General features: G+C 67.1%; 15 protein-coding genes and 2 pseudogenes. 7 read left to right on the forward strand and 10 right to left on the reverse strand.

Going from position 1 to position 15,136, the window contains the following annotated elements:
* The first annotated feature begins 40 nt into the window (after positions 1-40).
* The 6 genes and pseudogenes from C3B78_RS00520 to C3B78_RS00545 all read left to right on the forward strand — a co-directional run bounded on the left by C3B78_RS00520 (position 41) and on the right by C3B78_RS00545 (position 5,179).
* A complete protein-coding gene (locus C3B78_RS00520) occupies positions 41-1,045 on the forward strand; it encodes a tripartite tricarboxylate transporter substrate binding protein (protein ID WP_104996333.1) in 1,005 nt (334 codons plus the stop codon).
* Between the two features lie 34 nt (positions 1,046-1,079).
* Positions 1,080-1,709: a methyltransferase gene (locus C3B78_RS00525; protein ID WP_104996334.1), complete on the forward strand. Its 630-nt coding sequence runs from the start codon at positions 1,080-1,082 to the stop codon at positions 1,707-1,709.
* 20 nt (positions 1,710-1,729) lie between these two features.
* Positions 1,730-2,509: an NAD(P)-dependent oxidoreductase gene (locus C3B78_RS00530; protein WP_104996335.1), complete on the forward strand. Its 780-nt coding sequence runs from the start codon at positions 1,730-1,732 to the stop codon at positions 2,507-2,509.
* A gap of 79 nt (positions 2,510-2,588) precedes the next feature.
* Positions 2,589-3,925 (forward strand): annotated as a pseudogene (locus C3B78_RS00535) (TRAP transporter large permease subunit).
* A gap of 13 nt (positions 3,926-3,938) precedes the next feature.
* The gene (locus tag C3B78_RS00540) at positions 3,939-4,193 is read left to right on the forward strand and encodes a hypothetical protein (protein WP_104996336.1); all 255 of its coding nucleotides are present in this window, start codon (positions 3,939-3,941) and stop codon (positions 4,191-4,193) included.
* Entirely contained in the window at positions 4,190-5,179 is a 990-nt protein-coding gene (locus C3B78_RS00545; protein WP_104996337.1) for a cyclase family protein, read from the forward strand. The genes C3B78_RS00540 and C3B78_RS00545 overlap by 4 nt, the downstream gene beginning before the upstream one ends.
* 33 nt (positions 5,180-5,212) lie before the next feature.
* On the opposite strand, the pseudogene C3B78_RS00550 reads toward C3B78_RS00545, so the two are convergent.
* From C3B78_RS00550 to C3B78_RS00570, 5 genes and pseudogenes are all read right to left on the reverse strand, one after another.
* A pseudogene (locus C3B78_RS00550) lies at positions 5,213-5,417 on the reverse strand (short-chain dehydrogenase); the annotation flags it as partial.
* Positions 5,418-5,593: 176 nt separating this feature from the next.
* Positions 5,594-6,166: an MOSC domain-containing protein gene (locus C3B78_RS00555; RefSeq protein WP_104996338.1), complete on the reverse strand. Its 573-nt coding sequence runs from the start codon at positions 6,164-6,166 to the stop codon at positions 5,594-5,596.
* Positions 6,167-6,172: 6 nt separating this feature from the next.
* Positions 6,173-8,563, reverse strand: a complete 2,391-nt coding sequence (locus tag C3B78_RS00560) for an ATP-binding cassette domain-containing protein (protein WP_104996339.1) — start codon at positions 8,561-8,563, stop codon at positions 6,173-6,175.
* Positions 8,564-8,587: 24 nt separating this feature from the next.
* The gene (locus C3B78_RS00565) at positions 8,588-9,010 is read right to left on the reverse strand and encodes a VOC family protein (RefSeq protein WP_104996340.1); all 423 of its coding nucleotides are present in this window, start codon (positions 9,008-9,010) and stop codon (positions 8,588-8,590) included.
* A complete protein-coding gene (locus C3B78_RS00570) occupies positions 8,998-9,456 on the reverse strand; it encodes a helix-turn-helix transcriptional regulator (RefSeq protein ID WP_104996341.1) in 459 nt (152 codons plus the stop codon). Before C3B78_RS00570 ends, C3B78_RS00565 begins: the two co-directional genes overlap by 13 nt.
* A gap of 263 nt (positions 9,457-9,719) precedes the next feature.
* Between C3B78_RS00570 and C3B78_RS00575 the strand changes: the two genes are divergently transcribed.
* Positions 9,720-10,094, forward strand: coding sequence for a CBU_0592 family membrane protein (locus C3B78_RS00575; protein WP_104996342.1), 375 nt, complete (start codon positions 9,720-9,722; stop codon positions 10,092-10,094).
* Between the two features lie 35 nt (positions 10,095-10,129).
* Here C3B78_RS00575 and C3B78_RS00580 read toward each other — a convergent pair whose 3' ends face one another.
* Genes C3B78_RS00580 through C3B78_RS00600 form a run of 5 tightly spaced genes read right to left on the reverse strand, consistent with a single transcriptional unit; the run spans position 10,130 to position 15,135 of the window.
* On the reverse strand, positions 10,130-11,257 hold the full coding sequence (locus C3B78_RS00580; RefSeq protein ID WP_104996343.1) for a Gfo/Idh/MocA family protein: 1,128 nt from the start codon (positions 11,255-11,257) through the stop codon (positions 10,130-10,132).
* A complete protein-coding gene (locus C3B78_RS00585; protein ID WP_104996344.1) occupies positions 11,242-11,940 on the reverse strand; it encodes a ThuA domain-containing protein in 699 nt (232 codons plus the stop codon). Before C3B78_RS00585 ends, C3B78_RS00580 begins: the two co-directional genes overlap by 16 nt.
* 54 nt (positions 11,941-11,994) lie before the next feature.
* Positions 11,995-12,999, reverse strand: coding sequence for a sugar phosphate isomerase/epimerase family protein (locus C3B78_RS00590; RefSeq protein ID WP_104996345.1), 1,005 nt, complete (start codon positions 12,997-12,999; stop codon positions 11,995-11,997).
* Positions 13,000-13,026: 27 nt separating this feature from the next.
* Positions 13,027-14,217 carry a Gfo/Idh/MocA family protein gene (locus tag C3B78_RS00595; protein ID WP_104996346.1) on the reverse strand — a complete coding sequence of 397 codons (1,191 nt, stop codon included), beginning with the start codon at positions 14,215-14,217 and terminating at the stop codon, positions 13,027-13,029.
* Positions 14,218-14,229: 12 nt separating this feature from the next.
* Positions 14,230-15,135 (reverse strand): carbohydrate ABC transporter permease, encoded by a 906-nt coding sequence (locus C3B78_RS00600; RefSeq protein ID WP_104996347.1) that lies wholly within the window; start codon positions 15,133-15,135, stop codon positions 14,230-14,232.
* Position 15,136: the final 1 nt, after the last annotated feature.

A 15,136-nucleotide genomic window follows, 5' to 3' on the forward strand; every position in this document is an offset into this window, starting at 1 on the left:
TTCCGTACTACCCCCACATCCGCTTCAAAGGAGAAGAACCATGAAAACCCGTTCCCGTATCGCCGCAGCCCTCGCGGCAGCATCCCTTATTGCCCTCACCGGCTGCGGCGCCAACGCCGGAGCCACCAACGCCCCCGGCGGCGACTTTCCGAAGAAGGGCAAGACGATTGACCTCGTGGTCGCCTTCTCCTCGGGCGGCGCCGTGGACACCGCTGCCCGGCTCATCCAGCCCATCCTGGAAAAGGAACTCGGCACCAACGTCGAGGTCATCAACAAGCCCGGCGCCGGCGGGCAGATCGGCTACACGCAGCTGACCAGCGCCGCTCCGGACGGCTACACCATCGGCGCCACCGGCTCCCCGTCCGTCGTCGTATCACCCCTGGATCCCGCCCGCGGCGCCAAGTACACCCGCGACAGCTTCCAGCCGCTGGGCCGGCAGGTCATTGACCCCGCCGTCATCGCGGTCCAGCCGGACAGCCCGTACCAGACGCTGAAGGATCTGCTGGACGCCGCCAAGGCGAACCCCAAGTCCATGACGGCGAGCACCACCGGCCTGCAGACCGGCGAACACTTCGCCCTGGCCCAGATCCAGGAAACCACCGGCGCCGAGTTCGCGCCGGTCCACTTCTCGGAGGGTGCCTCGCAGGCAACCACGGCGTTCCTCGGCAAGCATGTTGACATCCTCGTGGCCAACGTCAGCGACGTGACGGACCTGACCAAGCAGGGCAAGGCCCGCGTCCTGGGCGTCATGACGACCGAACGGTCCCCGTCGCTGCCGGATGTTCCCACGTTCAAGGAATCCGGCTACGAGGTTGAAGCGGGCACCGCACGCGGCTACTCCGCACCGGACGGGCTGCCCGCAGAGGTGGCCGAGAAGCTGGAAGCCGCCATCAAGACGGCCGTCGAAGACCCGTCCGTGGTGCAGAAGATGAACGACCTCGGCCTGCAGACCAGCTACCTCTCCGGCAACGACTACAAGCAGTTCTGGGCCGGGCAGGAAGAGGACTTCAAGAAGGCCCTCCCCCTGGTCCAGAAGACCGACTGACCCTCCCGCAACCACCGGACGGAAGAAACCCATCATGACAACCCCAGCAATTGACGCCATCGACGCTGACTTCCCCCGCCCCGACAGGGACGTAGTGGAACGCCTCGCCAAGCTGCCAGCGGCCAACATCGGCGATGCCGTGGACCGCCTGGGTGTCGCGGACTCCGCCATCCAGGCCGTCTGGCCGGGAGCCCGGCTGGCCGGGCCGGCCTTCACCGTATGGACGCGCCCCGGAGACAACCAGGGCATCCACAAGGCCCTGGAACTGGCCCGGCCCGGCGATGTCATTGTGGTGGCCGGCGGCGGTGACTCCTCGCGCGCGCTGCTGGGCGAGCTCATCGGTGAACGTGCCATTAACCTTGGCATTGCGGGTTTCGCGCTGGACGGAGCAGCGCGCGACGCCGAGGCGCTGGGTGAGATTGGCATGCCCGTCTTCGCCCGGGCTACTTCCCCCGCCGGCCCCTACAAGAACGGTCCCTTCCGCTTGGGGACGCCGCTCGCCTTCGGCGGCGTCCCCGTCCTGCCCGGCGACGTGGTCATCGGTGACTCCGACGGCGTGGTGGTCATCCCCAGGGAGCAGGCAGCCGCCGTCGCCGAGGCCGCCGAAGCAGTGTTCGCCGATGAAACCAACCGCCGCCAGGCCATCGTCGCCGCCCGCGGTTAAGCAAGAAAGACAGGAAAACCATGACAGCGGTAACCGTTATTGGCCTCGGCGAAGCCGGGGCCACCTATGCCGCGGCGCTCCACGCCGCCGGCCACAAAGTCACCGGATTTGACCCCGTAGCACCCACCACCCCTGCAGGTGTCACCCGCGCAGCCACTGCAGCCGAAGCCTGCGCAGGAGCGGACCTCGTCCTGGTGATGACGGGAGCAGCCGCCGCGCGCGGCGTCGCCGGGGAGTGCCTTCCGGTCCTCGAAGAAGGCAGCTGCTACGCGGACTTCACCTCCTCCTCGCCCGGAGTCATGCAGGAACTCGGACGGCTGCCAAGCAAAGCCGACTTCGCCGACGTCGCCATCCTCGGGCCGGTCTCCGCGCTGGGGGAGAAGACGCCCCTGATGGTCAGCGGACCCGGAGCCCGGGCGGTGGCGGACCTCCTCTCCCCGCTGGGGGTCGACGTCGAAATCGCCGCAGGTGAACCCGGCGCCGCCATGGCCCACAAGCTCCTCCGGAGCGTCCTGATGAAGGGGCTGGCCTCGGTGGTGGTGGAGGCCGTGGCCGCCGGCCGGGCAGCGGGCCTCGAAGAGTGGATCCGGGCCCAGATCGCAAGCCAGCTTGCCGGTGACGGGCAGGCCGTCATCGACCGGTTCCTCACCGGAACTGCAAAGCACGCCCTCCGGCGCTCAAAGGAAATGCAGGACACGGCCAGCTACCTTGGCGACCTTGGAGTGCCGGCCGAGATGACCGCCGCCTCAGCCGCCGCCCTTGGCCGCATCGCCCGGGAACCGGCGCCGGCCTTGCGCTGAGCGCAGAGTCGGGCAGAATCAGGAACAGATCTTAAGTGACCCACCACATCACCGGCGTCCCGCCGTCAGGAGCAGCAGCATGACCGGCATCTGGGCACTCGGCGCCTACCTTGCCGTCATCCTGCTGTGGACAACCGTGCTCAAGCGCAGCGTGGGGGAGGCCATGATCCTCGGCTTCCTGGCGGTGCTGCCGTTCACGGGGGCGGCCGCGGCGCGGATCGGCTGGGATGCGCTGTACTCGGCCATTACAGACGAGATTGTCTACGCCACCATGGCCTTCGTTTTCATGGGCTACATGCTGGACAAAACCGGCGTGCTGGACCGGCTGATCGACCTGCTGAATTCCCTGATCGGCGGGGTCAAGGGCGGTCCGGCCTGGGTCTCCACGGTGGCCTCGGCCGGACTGGGCAGCGTGGTGCACAACCAGGCCGCCATTGCCGCCACCGTGGGGTCGGTGACCATCCCGTGGATGGAAAAATCCAAACTGGACAAGCCCTCCGCGGCCACGCTTGTTGCAGGGAACGCTGGAATGGGCATCACGTTTCCGTTCAGTGCCTCGATGTTCGTGCTGGTCGGTTCCACCACGGTGGGGCCCCTTCTGGACATCAACGCGCTGATCCTCCCGTTGCTGTTCGGCGGGCTGTGGTGCTTCCTGCACCGGCTGATCGTCACTTGGCTGCTGGTCCGCAAGAGCGGCATGGCACCGCTGGACGCCGCGCACCGGCTGCCGGTCCCGGCCGCGTTCGGCCGCGGCTGGGCCACACTGCTGCTGTTTGTTATGGTGGCCATCCCGCTGCTCATCACGTCCGGGGCCATCGCCGCGGGGCTCTCGGACTGGACCGGGAGTGATGTCACCAAGGCCGTCAGCGTCATCATCTGGATCCCGGTGGTCCTGATCATCACAGGCCTGCTGCTGGGCCGGAAGAAGCTGCCCGCCGACGGCCGGGGGTGGTGGACGCTGCTGGAGAACTCCGCGCCGCGCTTCGGCATCGTGGGCGTCACCGTGGTGTTCGCGTTCGCCGGCGCCAATGCCCTCGCCGCCACCGGCCTGCCCAAGCAGATGACCGAACTGCTCAACGGGATGAACCTCCCGCTGTGGCTCCTGGCCATCCTGATCGGCCTGATTGTCATCGCGGTGGCAGCGCCCCTGTCCGCAACGGCCACCATGGCTGCCGTCGGCACCGTGGGCGTCGCCGCGCTGGTGGCAGCCGGTGTCCCGGCCACCACGGCAGCCGTCGCCGTCCTGGTCTTCTCCTCCTGCGAGGCGGCGGTCCCGCCGGGAGGGCCCCGCTGTACGTGGCATGCGGCATCGCGGACGTGGACCCGATCACTACGTTCCTCCGGCTGCTGACCCACTACGCCCTGCCGCTGCTGGGCATCGGCGTCCTGATCATCCTCGGCATCCTGCCCATCTAAAGGAAACAGACACATGCACACCATCCGAAGGGCCATCGAAGTCCTCTTCGTCCTGACCCTGGCAGCGCTGCTGGCCGGCGGGGTCGTGTTCGTGGCCGGGCAGGCCATCGCTCTGGCGGCCGGCCAGGGAGAGTGGCTCACACTGCTCAACGGCACCATCAAGGCGCCCATCTGCATCGCCGCCTCCATCTGTGCCGTCGCCGGGTTCCTGCTCAGCTACAAACGCCGCCAGGACCAGGATCAGCCGCAGGAAGCGGGGGCACGGTGAGTCCGGCCGCCAAAGGCGGAAGCTACCCGACGTTCGCCGGACTCCTCCGCCGGGAGGGCGCATTGGCCGGGACCTCCTGGGGCCTGTTTCCGGACCCAACCCGGGGGACGCCGTCGTTCATCACTCCCCAAACGGTGCGGGACGCGCGGGACTGCATCCGGACCGGAACTGCCTTTGGCCTGGACTATCCGGCCGATGCCTTCGACCCGGGCATGTCCCTTAAGCGCAGCGCCCCCCGGCACACCATCTACTCCTCGCACCCGGCCCACCGCGACGATTATCTTGACGGGTACTACCTGCAGGGATCCAGCCAGATCGACGGGCTGCGCCACCGCCGGGCGGACGACGCCGGCTTCTACAACGGCACGCCCGATGACCGCATCAGCGAGGGCACGCCGGACCTCGGCATCCAGGAATGGGCGGACAGTCCCATTGTGGGGAGGGGAGTGCTGGTGGACCTGGCCGGGTACCGTGAGGGGAAGGCCGCTCCGATCGACCACGCCGCCGGTGAACCCTTGGGACTGGACTTGATCGAGGGGGTACTGGACGCCCAGGCCGTGAGCCTCCGGCAGGGCGACATCCTCATGCTGCATACGGGCTGGTGCGAATGGTTCCTTGGCCTGCAGCCGGAGGAGAAGCAGCGCATGCGGGACAGCAGGCGGGCCACGGGCGTTGCCCAGTCGAGGGAATTCGTCGCGTGGGCCTGGGACCAGCGGCTCGCGCTCCTGGCGGCGGACAACTTTGCCCTCGAATGCCTGCCCGCCCTGCCGTCCAGTCCTTACCGCGATTCAGCACCGAACGACCACGGCATGATGCACCAGCAGCTGCTCGCCAAGCTGGGCATGCCGCTGGGGGAACTGTGGCGGCTGGGTCCGCTGGCCCGGCACATGCGGGCTGCCGGCCAGTGGGACGCCTTCATCAGCATCAAGCCGCTGAACATCATCGGGGGAACAGGTTCACCTGCCAACGCCATTGCGGTGATGTGATGCCGGGGCGGGCTTGTTGGGTCAGGCCAGCCGCCCGCCGCTGGTGAGGGCCTCCGGGTCGTGGCTGGTGGCCAGCCACTCCTGCGTCAGGTGGCCGAGCCGGAGATCGTCCGGGGACCCGGCGCCGCCCATCCTGGTGGGCACCCAGCCCGGATCCGACGGCATTGCTGCGGACGTCCGGCCACAATCGGCCGACGGCGGACGCCAGGGCCGTGAGGTAGAGCTTGCCGTCGGAATAGGGTGGCCCTGCCAGCACCCGTTGTGCAATCAGGTGTGCTTGCGCTGGCCAGCTCTCAAGGCGTCACGCAAAACACGCTTTTGGGGAACGGCCGACGGCGGCGGCGCGGATTTCCGGGGGCCCGCGGCCGAAGGTGGGCCAAAAGCGTGCTGTATGTGACGCCGTCGGAAGTGGAGCTACGGCAGCCGGCCGGGCCGCAGCAGGGAGGGAACGCCCGCCTGCCCGGGATCCAGCGGAACAGGGCTGACCAGGACCGCCGGGCCCCGGTGCAGGACGCCACCCGATACAGCGCGGCAGCGGACCCCGCCCCTGCCGCGCATGGCGGCATGGCCCCCCGGAGCCAGCACCTCGTTCATCCAGGCGCAGGGATGCGCCGGGCGCCCGCCATGGAGCTGGACCCGGGACCCGCGCGATTCCAGCACAAAATCCTGCCCCAGCAGCGGGGCCAGGTGCGCTCCCCGGAGGATAACGTTCCGCCGGGTGGCCAGAGGATCGAACGGCCCGGCGCCGAGTTCTGCCGCCATTGCTTCGAGGGCCTCGACGGCGAACAAAGTCACCGCGGCGTCCATGTGTGCGGCCTTGCCGAAGAAGCGGTCACCCACGATGCCCTTGCCCGCCACAACCTCCGCGCTCGCCGCGTCGGCGGTGGGGACATTGGCGGCACCGTCCCGTGCCCGCCCGAAGTAGGCGTGCCCCGGCGACACCAGCAGGTGCAGGATCTCGACGTCGTAGCTATAGGTTTCGCCCATTCCAGCCTAAGAACTCACATACGCGGCCAGGTGCTTGCCGGTGAGCGTCGAGGCATCAGCCACCAGCCCAGCCGGCGTGCCCTCGAAAACGATCCGGCCGCCGTCGTGCCCTGCTCCCGGACCCAGGTCGATGATCCAGTCCGCGTGCGCCATCACGGCCTGGTGGTGCTCGATCACGATCACGGACTTGCCGGAGTCAACCAGCCGGTCCAGGAGGCCCAGCAGGTTCTCGACGTCGGCAAGGTGCAGGCCGGTGGTGGGCTCGTCCAGCACGTAGACGTCGCCCTTCTCCGCCATCTGCGTGGCGAGCTTGAGCCGCTGGCGCTCGCCGCCGGAGAGCGTGGTTAGCGGCTGGCCGAGGCTGAGGTAGCCCAGCCCCACGTCGTCGAGCCGGTCCAGGATGGTCCGGGCCGCCGGCGTTTTGGCCTCGCCCTCCGCGAAGAAGGCGGCAGCTTCCGTCACGGACATGGCCAGCACGTCGGCAATGTTCCGGCCGCCCACCTTGTACTCCAACACCGCGGCCTGGAAACGGCGGCCCTCGCAGTCCTCGCACGGTGACTCCACCGTGGCCATGACGCCCAGCTCGGTGAAGATGACGCCGGCGCCGTTGCAGGTGGGGCAGGCGCCCTCGGAGTTGGAGCTGAACAGTGCCGGCTTGACTCCGTTGACCTTGGCGAACGTCTTGCGGATGGGCTCCAGCAGGCCGGTGTAGGTGGCAGGATTGCTGCGGCGGGAGCCGCGGATGGCGCCCTGGTCGATCACCACCACGCCCCCGCGCCTGGCCACCGAGCCGTGGATCAGCGAACTCTTGCCCGAGCCGGCCACCCCGGTGACCACCGTGAGGACGCCCAGGGGGATGTCGACGTCGACGTTCTGGAGGTTGTGGGTTGACGCGCCGCGGACCTCCAGGGCCCCGGACGCCGTCCGGACCGTCTCCTTCAGGGAGGCGCGGTACCCGAGGTGGCGCCCGGTGATGGTGTCGCTGGCCCGCAGACCATCCACCGTGCCCTCGAAGCAGACCTCGCCGCCTTTGGTGCCGGCCCCCGGACCGAGGTCGACGGCGTGGTCCGCGATGGTGATCATTTCCGGTTTGTGCTCCACCACCAGGACGGTGTTGCCTTTGTCCCGCAGCTGCAGCAGGAGCTGGTTCATCCGTTGGATGTCGTGGGGGTGGAGCCCGATGGACGGCTCGTCGAAGACGTAGGTGACGTCGGTGAGCGAGGACCCGAGGTGCCGGATCATCTTGGTGCGCTGGGCCTCGCCGCCGGAGAGGGTGCCGGCGGGCCGGTCCAGGCTGAGGTAGCCCAGGCCGATGTCGGAAAAGGAGTCGAGCAGGTGCTGGAGGCCCTTGAGCAGGGGAGCCACGGAGGGGTCCCTCAGGTCCCGGATCCACCCGGCGAGGTCGCTGATCTGCATCTGGCACAGCTCGGCAATGTTCTTTCCGTTGATTTTTGAGGACAGCGCCTGATGGGTCAGCCGGGTCCCCTTGCACTCCGGGCAGGTCTGGAACGTCACCGCGCGTTCCACGAACCGGCGCACGTGCGGCTGCATCGCCTCCGGATCCTTGGACAGCATGGACTTCTGGATCTTGGGGATGATCCCCTCGAAGGTCAGGTTGACGCCCTCCACCTTGATCTTGGTGGGCTCCGCGTAGAGCATCGTGTCCAGCTGCTTCTTGGTGAACTTGGAAATCGGTTTGTCCATGGGCAGCGCCATGCCCTCGAACAGGCGCCCGTACCAGCCGTCCATGGAGTAGCCCGGAACAAGCAGGGCGCCCTCGCTCAGGGACTTTTCGTCGTCGTACAGCGCTGTCCGGTCAATGTCGCTGACGTTGCCCATCCCCTCGCACCGCGGGCACATGCCGCCGAGGTAGACGGCCTGCTGGACCACGGCCCTTTCCACCCGGCCGCCCTTCTCCGTGGACATCACGCCGCTGGCCTTGCGCGTGGGCACGTTGAAGGAATAGGCGGTGGGCGGGCCCACGTACGGCGAGCCGAGCCTGCTGAAGAGGATGCGGAGCATTGCATGGGCGTCGGTGGCCGTCCCCACGGTGGAGCGCGGGTTGGCGCCCATCCGCTCCTGGTCCACGATGATGGCCGTCGTGAGCCCTTCCAGGAAGTCCACCTCGGGGCGGGCCAGCGAAGGCATGAAGCCCTGGACGAAAGCGCTGTAGGTTTCGTTGATCAGGCGCTGGGACTCTGCGGCGATGGTGGCGAACACCAGGGAGCTTTTGCCGGAGCCGGAGACGCCGGTGAATACGGTCAGCCGGCGCTTGGGCAGCTCGACGCTGATGTCCTTGAGGTTGTTTTCCCGCGCGCCCTGCACGCGGATGAGGCCGTGGGTGTCAGCGATGTGCACGCCGTTTGTTTCAGTATGGGTCCCGGTGTCCGTACTCATGCGTCTCCCTAGGCTTGCTGCGACTTACGGCTGCTGGTTGATGCGGACGGTGTTTCCTGCCGGGTCGCGGAACGCGCAGTCGCGGATTCCGTACGGCTGGTCCACCGGCTCCTGGACGACGTCGGCCCCGCTTGCCTCCACTTTTGCGAAGGCTTCGTCCACGTCCGGTGCGGAAAGGATGACGGTGGCGTAGGTGCCCTTGGCCATCATCTCCGCGATGGTGCGCCGCTCGTCGTCAGTGATGCCGGGGTCAACGGCCGGCGGGTGCAGGACGATGGACACGTCCGGCTGGCCCGCGGGGCCCACGGTGATCCAGCGCATGGTGCCGCGCCCAACGTCGTTGCGGACTTCGAAGCCCAGGGCATCGCGGTAGAACGCCAGTGAGGCGTCCGGATCGGTGTGCGGAAGGAAGCTTGAGGAAATGCTGATGTTGTTCATGGCAGCCATGCTAGTTGCGGCTCCGGCGCGGTTGCTTCTCGATTCCTGACCGGTCTGGTGACCTGTTTCGCCACGCACGCAGGGATGCCCGCCGTCGTCATCGCCGCCTCCTGTTTGTACACGCTGGGCGGCATCCCGACGAGTTCCGTGAAGCGGGTGCTGAACGTCCCCAGTGAGGAACAGCCGACGGCGAAGCATGCCTCCGTGACGGAAAGGTCGCCACGGCGAAGGAGCGCCATGGCCCGTTCGATGCGCCGGGTCATCAGGTAGCTGTAGGGGCTTTCCTGGTAGGCGAGCTTGAATTGCCGGCTCAGGTGCCCGGCCGACATGTGGACTCCGCGTGCCAGGGATTCGACGTCCAGCGGCTGCGCGTACTCCCGGTCGATCCGGTCCTTGACGCGGCGGAGGTCCCTGAGTTCGCGCAGGCGGGCATCGGAGACGGGGCTGGTGGTCACCTTTCAGATGGTGCTACGGAGCTGGGGAGTTGTCCAGAGGGCGAAAGCCCGGGCTGCGGGCGACAAAGAGCAGGCTCCCCTGCAGAGTATGATTATCCCGCCGACCAACAAATGAGGTCCTCGCCCGCTTGCGGGCTCGAGTAAACGGTTTGTCCGGCAGCCTGATCCAGCCAGCAGTGGCCTCCGGCAAAAGACACCCCGAAAACCCCGTCAACAATCTTGCCCGGCCTCTGCCTGCCGGGCGCCACCCTTGAGAGGTCTCCATGGAACTGCTGTGGGAAATCGCCGGCTGGGCCGGTGCGGTTGCTATCCTCAGTGCCTATCTTGCCGTTTCCATGGGCTGGATGAAGGCCGGCAAAGGCTTCCAGACTGCCAATCTTTTTGGCGCCGTTGCCTTCATCATGAACGGCACGGTCCACGGGGCCTGGCCTTCCGTGGTGACGAACGTGGCCTGGTTCCTCATTTCCGCCGTCGCGCTTGTCCGCATGCGGCAGGCGGGCCAGCCGCCGGTGATGCCCGAAGACGCTCCGCAGGTCCAATTCCCGGGCGTCCCGGACACCACCGGCCAGCTCGCTGTTGTTGAAGTACTTACTGGTTCCGTCCACGGCGACGACGACGGGCGCCGCCCCCTTCGCTGACGGCACGGCACTCGCCGGATGAACAACGGAAAGGCCTAGGAAGCAGCTTCCTGGGCCTGGAGTGCGTCCACGTCATTGGCCAGGCCGGCCAGTTCCACGCTCGCCGGCCGCTCAACGGTGCTGTTGATGCGTACTGCCGTGCCGCTGTGCGCTGACTCGAGCACGGATTCCATGACGTCCAGGGCGTGGTAGGCCATGGCCCCGCCCGCCCGGGGCTCAGCGCCCTCAGGGGTGGAAGCCAGGTCTGCGATGCCGAAGCCTCTGCCGGAATCGACGTAGCCGGCGGACACCGGAAGGGTCTCCCAGTCCTCTGCCCCGAGCGAAAACAGCTGGACGTCGCCGTCGAAGTGGTTCGGGTCCGGCACCACCAGGGACCCCAGCTCCCCGTGGATCTCGATGTTGGGCGACTTGGACTTCACGGCGTCGAAGCTCATGAACAGGGTGGAGAGCGCACCGGAGGCGTGGACCAGGACGCCGGTGACGTGGGAATCGATGTCAACGGGGACCTTCTCGCCCTGGCGGGGTCCGGAGCCGATGGTTCGTTCGTTCCGTGTGTGGCTGGCGGCGCCGATGACCGAGACGACGGGGCCCAGCAGGGTAACGAGGGCGGTCACGTAGTACGGGCCCATGTCCAGGAGCGGGCCGCCGCCGGGCTGGTAGTAGAAGTCCGGGTTGGGGTGCCAGCGCTCATGCCCCGGGGTGACCATCGTGGCGCTCGCCGAGATGGGTGCGCCGATCAAGCCGTCGTCGATTGCCTTGCGCGCGGTCTGGATGCCGGTCCCCAGTACCGTGTCCGGCGCGCAGCCGACGGCGACGCCCGCCTCGCGTGCCGCGTCCAGCACCTGGCGTGCCTCGGCAGTGGTGGCGGCGAGGGGCTTCTCGCCGTACACGCTCTTGCCGGCGGCAATGGCCTTCAGCGCCACCTCGGCGTGGGCGGCGGGGATGGTCAGGTTCAGCACAAGTTCGACGTCGTCCGCGGCGAGGAGTTCGTCCACGGACATGGCGCGGACACCCTCGTACTCCTCCGCCACGGCCTGGGCGCGTGCGGGGTCCAGGTCCGCCACGGCCACCAGGTCGATCTGTCCGAGTTTGCGGAAGTTGGTGAGGTACTGCGCGATGATGGCTCCGCAGCCAATGATTCCGACTTTCAACGGCTTGCCCACAGCAGGCCCCTTTCGATGATGGTGCGGACGTTGGCGTCCTGGAGGATTTCGACCCGGTGGCCGGGGGTGGCGACAAAGATGCGGCCTTTGCCCCACTGGCGGGTCCAGATGGCCGGTGACGTGACTTCGCGGTTCCAGGGGTCCCACTCCCGGACCTTCTGGGTGGTGGTGGCCAGGACGTCGATGTAGTCGTCGGAGAGCACCCAGTACTGCTCGGTGACCAGGTCGAAATCGGAGATGCCCATGGTGATCGGGTGTTCCGCGGCGGCCGGGAGCATGTTGACCGTGTAGGGGACGTAGTTGTCCGACTGCTCGCCGACGCACTCGTCCGGGTGCTTGCCGGGATGGCAGGCGAACTGGCCGCCGATCAGGTGCAGGTAGTCAGAGTTGTTGCGGTATGAATCGGCGATGCCGCCGTGCCAGCCGGCCAGGCCGGTGCCGTTTTCGACGGCGGTCCGCAGCCCGGCGAACTCGTCCTTTTCGATGGTGGTCATGGTCATGCACTGCATGATCAGGTCCACCCCTGCCATGTATTCGGCGTCGGCATAGACCTTGGGGGATTCCTCGACGCGGACGTCGTAGCCGTTGTCCTTGAGGTAGGGGATGAAGAGTTCCGTGGCCTCGTACGGCTGGTGGCCATCCCAGCCGCCGCGGACCACCAGGGCGTTCTTGCGTTCTGTCATGTCGGGGTTTCCTTTTGTTTGGCTGCCGGCACCGGAGGGCCGGGGAAAAATGGGTCAGCGGCTGGCGAAGGCGGCGTCGAAAGCGGCTGCAGGAGGCGCGATCCGGGCGAGTTCCTTGACCATGGCCAGCGCCTGCGGTGCGCCGACGAGCCGGTCCATCCCGGCGTCCTCCCACTCGATGCTGGTGGGGCCGTCATAGCCGATGGCGTTAAGGGTCCGGAAGATCCGGTTCCACTGGACGTCCCCGTGCCCTGCGGTGACGAAGTCCCAGCCCCGCCGGGGATCAGCCCAGGCCAGGTGGGAGCCCAGGCGCCCGTTGCGGCCATCGAGCTGGCGGACCGATTCCTTGACGTGGACGTGGAGGATGTGTTCCGCGAAGTCCTGCAGGAACATCACCGGGTCCAGGTCCTGCCAGATGAAGTGGGACGGATCGAAGTTAAGCCCAAAGCTCTTGCGGTGCCCGATTGCCTCCAGGGTGCGCTGGGCGGTCCAGTAGTCGTAGGCAATTTCGGACGGGTGGACCTCCAGCGCGAAACGGACCCCCACCTCGTCGAAGACATCCAGGATGGGGTTCCACCGGTCAGCGAAGTCCTGGTAGCCGGCGTCGATCATTGCCTGGGAGGCGGGCGGGAACATGGCCACGGCCTTCCAAATGGAGGAGCCGGTGAACCCAGTCACGGTCTTGACGCCCAGGCGCGCGGCTGCCCGTGCTGTGTCCTTCATGGATTCTGCGGCCCTGCGGCGGACCCCTTCAGGATCTCCGTCGCCCCAGATTTCAGCGGACAGGATCCCCTGGTGCCGTTCGTCGATGGGGTCATCGCAGACGGCCTGGCCGGTGAGGTGGTTGGCGATGGCGAAGACCCTAAGGTGGTTCTTCTCAAGGATGTCCAGCCGGCCCTGGAGGTAGTTGTCGTCCTCCGCAGCCCTGCGGGGGTCCAAGTGGTCTCCCCAGCAGGCGATTTCCAGCCCGTCAAAGCCCCACTCGCCGGCAAGCCGCGCCACTTCTTCAAAGGGCAGGTCGGCCCACTGGCCGGTAAAAAGCGTGATTGGTCGTGTCATGGTGTTCCTTCTCCTGTGTTCACGTTCCTAGACCTTCTGCCACTGGCTGGAGTTCGCGGCGCTGGACTCCACCGCCGCGAGGACCCGCTGAACCTGCAGGGCATCGGCAAAGGACGGTTCGGGCTGGCGGCCTTCACCGATCGCGGTGACCAGGTCCACCACCTGGTGGGTGAAGCCGTGCTCGTAGCCCAGTCCGTGGCCGGTGGGCCACCAGTTGCCGACGTACGGGTGCTCGGGTTCGGTGACGAAGATTTTCCGGAAGCCGGCGTCCGGGGATTCGGCGGCGTCGTAGAAGGACAGCACGTTCATGTCCTCGAAATCGAAGGCGAGGGAGCCTTTGGTGCCGTTCAGTTCCAAACGCATGGCGTTCTTGCGTCCCAGCGCGTACCGCGTGGCTTCAAAGACGCCGATCGCACCCGCGGAAGCGCCGCCGTCGAACTTTGCGCTGAAAATGGCGGCATCGTCCACGGTGACCTTCCCACGGGGCGCGTCACCACTGAGGTCGCCGTGGCCGCCCAGGCCCACGAGGTCGCCGGCCAGCGGGCGTTCCGGGACAAACGTTTCGAGCAGCGCCGAGACGCCGGTGATGCTCTGGCCGGTCACCCACTGGGCGGCGTCAATGCTGTGCGCCCCGATGTCGCCGAGGGACCCTGACCCGGACTTGCTCTTGTCCAGTCGCCAGGTCATGGGCGCATTGGCGTCGGAGAGCCAGTCCTGTAGGTACTGGGCCCGGACGTGGCGGATCTCGCCCAGCCTGCCCTGCTCCACGAACCGTTTGGCCAGCGCCAGCGCGGGGGTGCGGCGGTAGCTGAAGCCGCACATGGACATGACTCCCTGCTTGGCAGCGGTCTCCGCCGCGAGGGCCATCCGCTCGGCTTCCTCCACGGAGTTCGCCAGCGGCTTCTCGCACAGCACGTGCTTTCCGGCCTCAAGGGCTGCGATGGCGATCTCGGCGTGGGTGTCGCCGGGGGTGCAGATGTCGATCAGGTCGATGTCGTCGCGCTCGATCAGGCGGCGCCAGTCCGTCTCCACGGAGTCCCAGCCCAGCTTGTCCGCGGCTGCCCTGGCGGCGTCTGCGTTCCTGCCGGCCACGGCGGTGAGTTGGGGCTGCAACGGCAGGTCGAAAAACCGGGGGGCGGTGCGCCAGGCGTGCGAGTGGGCTGCGCCCATGAAGGCGTAACCCACCATGCCAACACGCAGGGGCTTTGGTTGTGTCATCGGAAGTCCTTTCTATTTGCTGAAGCCGGCGGTCAGGCCGCTGAGCAGCTGCCGGCGGCCCACTACATAGAGCACCAGGATTGGCAGCGTGCTGAGCACCACCGAGGCAAGCACAGCCGGGATGTTGACGCTGTATTCGCCCTGGAAGGTCCACAACGCCAGGGGAAGGACGCGCAGTCCCGGGCTCTGGGTGAGGACCAGCGGAAGCAGGAATCCATTCCAGACGTGCAGGCCGTTGTAGATCGCGACGGTCACAATCGCGGGGCGGGTCAGCGGCAGGGCAAGCCGCCACATGGTCTGCCATTCACTGCAGCCATCCAGCCGCATCGACTCGAACAGTTCGTTCGGGACGTCGCGGATGAAGTTGGACAGGATCAGTACGGTCAGCGGGATGGCAAAGGCTATGGAGGGAAGCATGAGCGCCAGCAGGCTGTCGTAAAGGTTCAGCCGGATGATCATCAGGTAGATGGGGATGATCGTTGCCTGCAGCGGGATCGCCAGTCCCATCAGGAACACACCGTTGACCAGCTTGAGGAACCGGCCCTTGCCCCGGACAATCGCGAACGCGGCCATAAAGGAGACCAGTACCGTCGGAATGACAGCACCCAGCGTGACGAGGGTGCTGTTCATGAAGTACTTCGCGAAATCCGCCTCGAGGACCAGCTGGTAGTTTTCCAGGGTCGGTGATGTGGGAAGTGCAAGAGGATTCTGGCCGAAGTACCCTTCCTGGGTCTTCAGGCTGGTGATGACCACGTAGTAGACCGGAATGATGATGATGGCCAGCCAGATCCAGCCGCCGAGGCCTGCCGGGACGTTCAGCCTTCTCATCCGGGATCCCAGCCCCCGCTTTGGCGCGGTGGAGGTGACCCGGGAGCCGGCGGGAACTTCCTCAGTGGTGCTTTTCAGGACGGTGCTCACC

It is taken from the genome of Arthrobacter sp. PGP41, from assembly GCF_002953935.1.
Classification (GTDB): Bacteria; Actinomycetota; Actinomycetes; order Actinomycetales; family Micrococcaceae; genus Arthrobacter.

Excerpts from the sequence above, each read along its gene's own strand:
- C3B78_RS00560 (WP_104996339.1), bottom strand. The coding sequence starts at position 8,563 with ATGAGTACGGACACCGGGACCCATACTGAAACAAACGGCGTGCACATC.
- C3B78_RS00520 (WP_104996333.1), top strand. The coding sequence starts at position 41 with ATGAAAACCCGTTCCCGTATCGCCGCAGCCCTCGCGGCAGCATCCCTT.
- C3B78_RS00595 (WP_104996346.1), bottom strand. The coding sequence starts at position 14,217 with ATGACACAACCAAAGCCCCTGCGTGTTGGCATGGTGGGTTACGCCTTC.
- C3B78_RS00585 (WP_104996344.1), bottom strand. The coding sequence starts at position 11,940 with ATGACAGAACGCAAGAACGCCCTGGTGGTCCGCGGCGGCTGGGATGGC.
- C3B78_RS00565 (WP_104996340.1), bottom strand. The coding sequence starts at position 9,010 with ATGGCTGCCATGAACAACATCAGCATTTCCTCAAGCTTCCTTCCGCAC.
- C3B78_RS00540 (WP_104996336.1), top strand. The coding sequence starts at position 3,939 with ATGCACACCATCCGAAGGGCCATCGAAGTCCTCTTCGTCCTGACCCTG.
- C3B78_RS00575 (WP_104996342.1), top strand. The coding sequence starts at position 9,720 with ATGGAACTGCTGTGGGAAATCGCCGGCTGGGCCGGTGCGGTTGCTATC.
- C3B78_RS00530 (WP_104996335.1), top strand. The coding sequence starts at position 1,730 with ATGACAGCGGTAACCGTTATTGGCCTCGGCGAAGCCGGGGCCACCTAT.
- C3B78_RS00590 (WP_104996345.1), bottom strand. The coding sequence starts at position 12,999 with ATGACACGACCAATCACGCTTTTTACCGGCCAGTGGGCCGACCTGCCC.
- C3B78_RS00555 (WP_104996338.1), bottom strand. The coding sequence starts at position 6,166 with ATGGGCGAAACCTATAGCTACGACGTCGAGATCCTGCACCTGCTGGTG.
- C3B78_RS00525 (WP_104996334.1), top strand. The coding sequence starts at position 1,080 with ATGACAACCCCAGCAATTGACGCCATCGACGCTGACTTCCCCCGCCCC.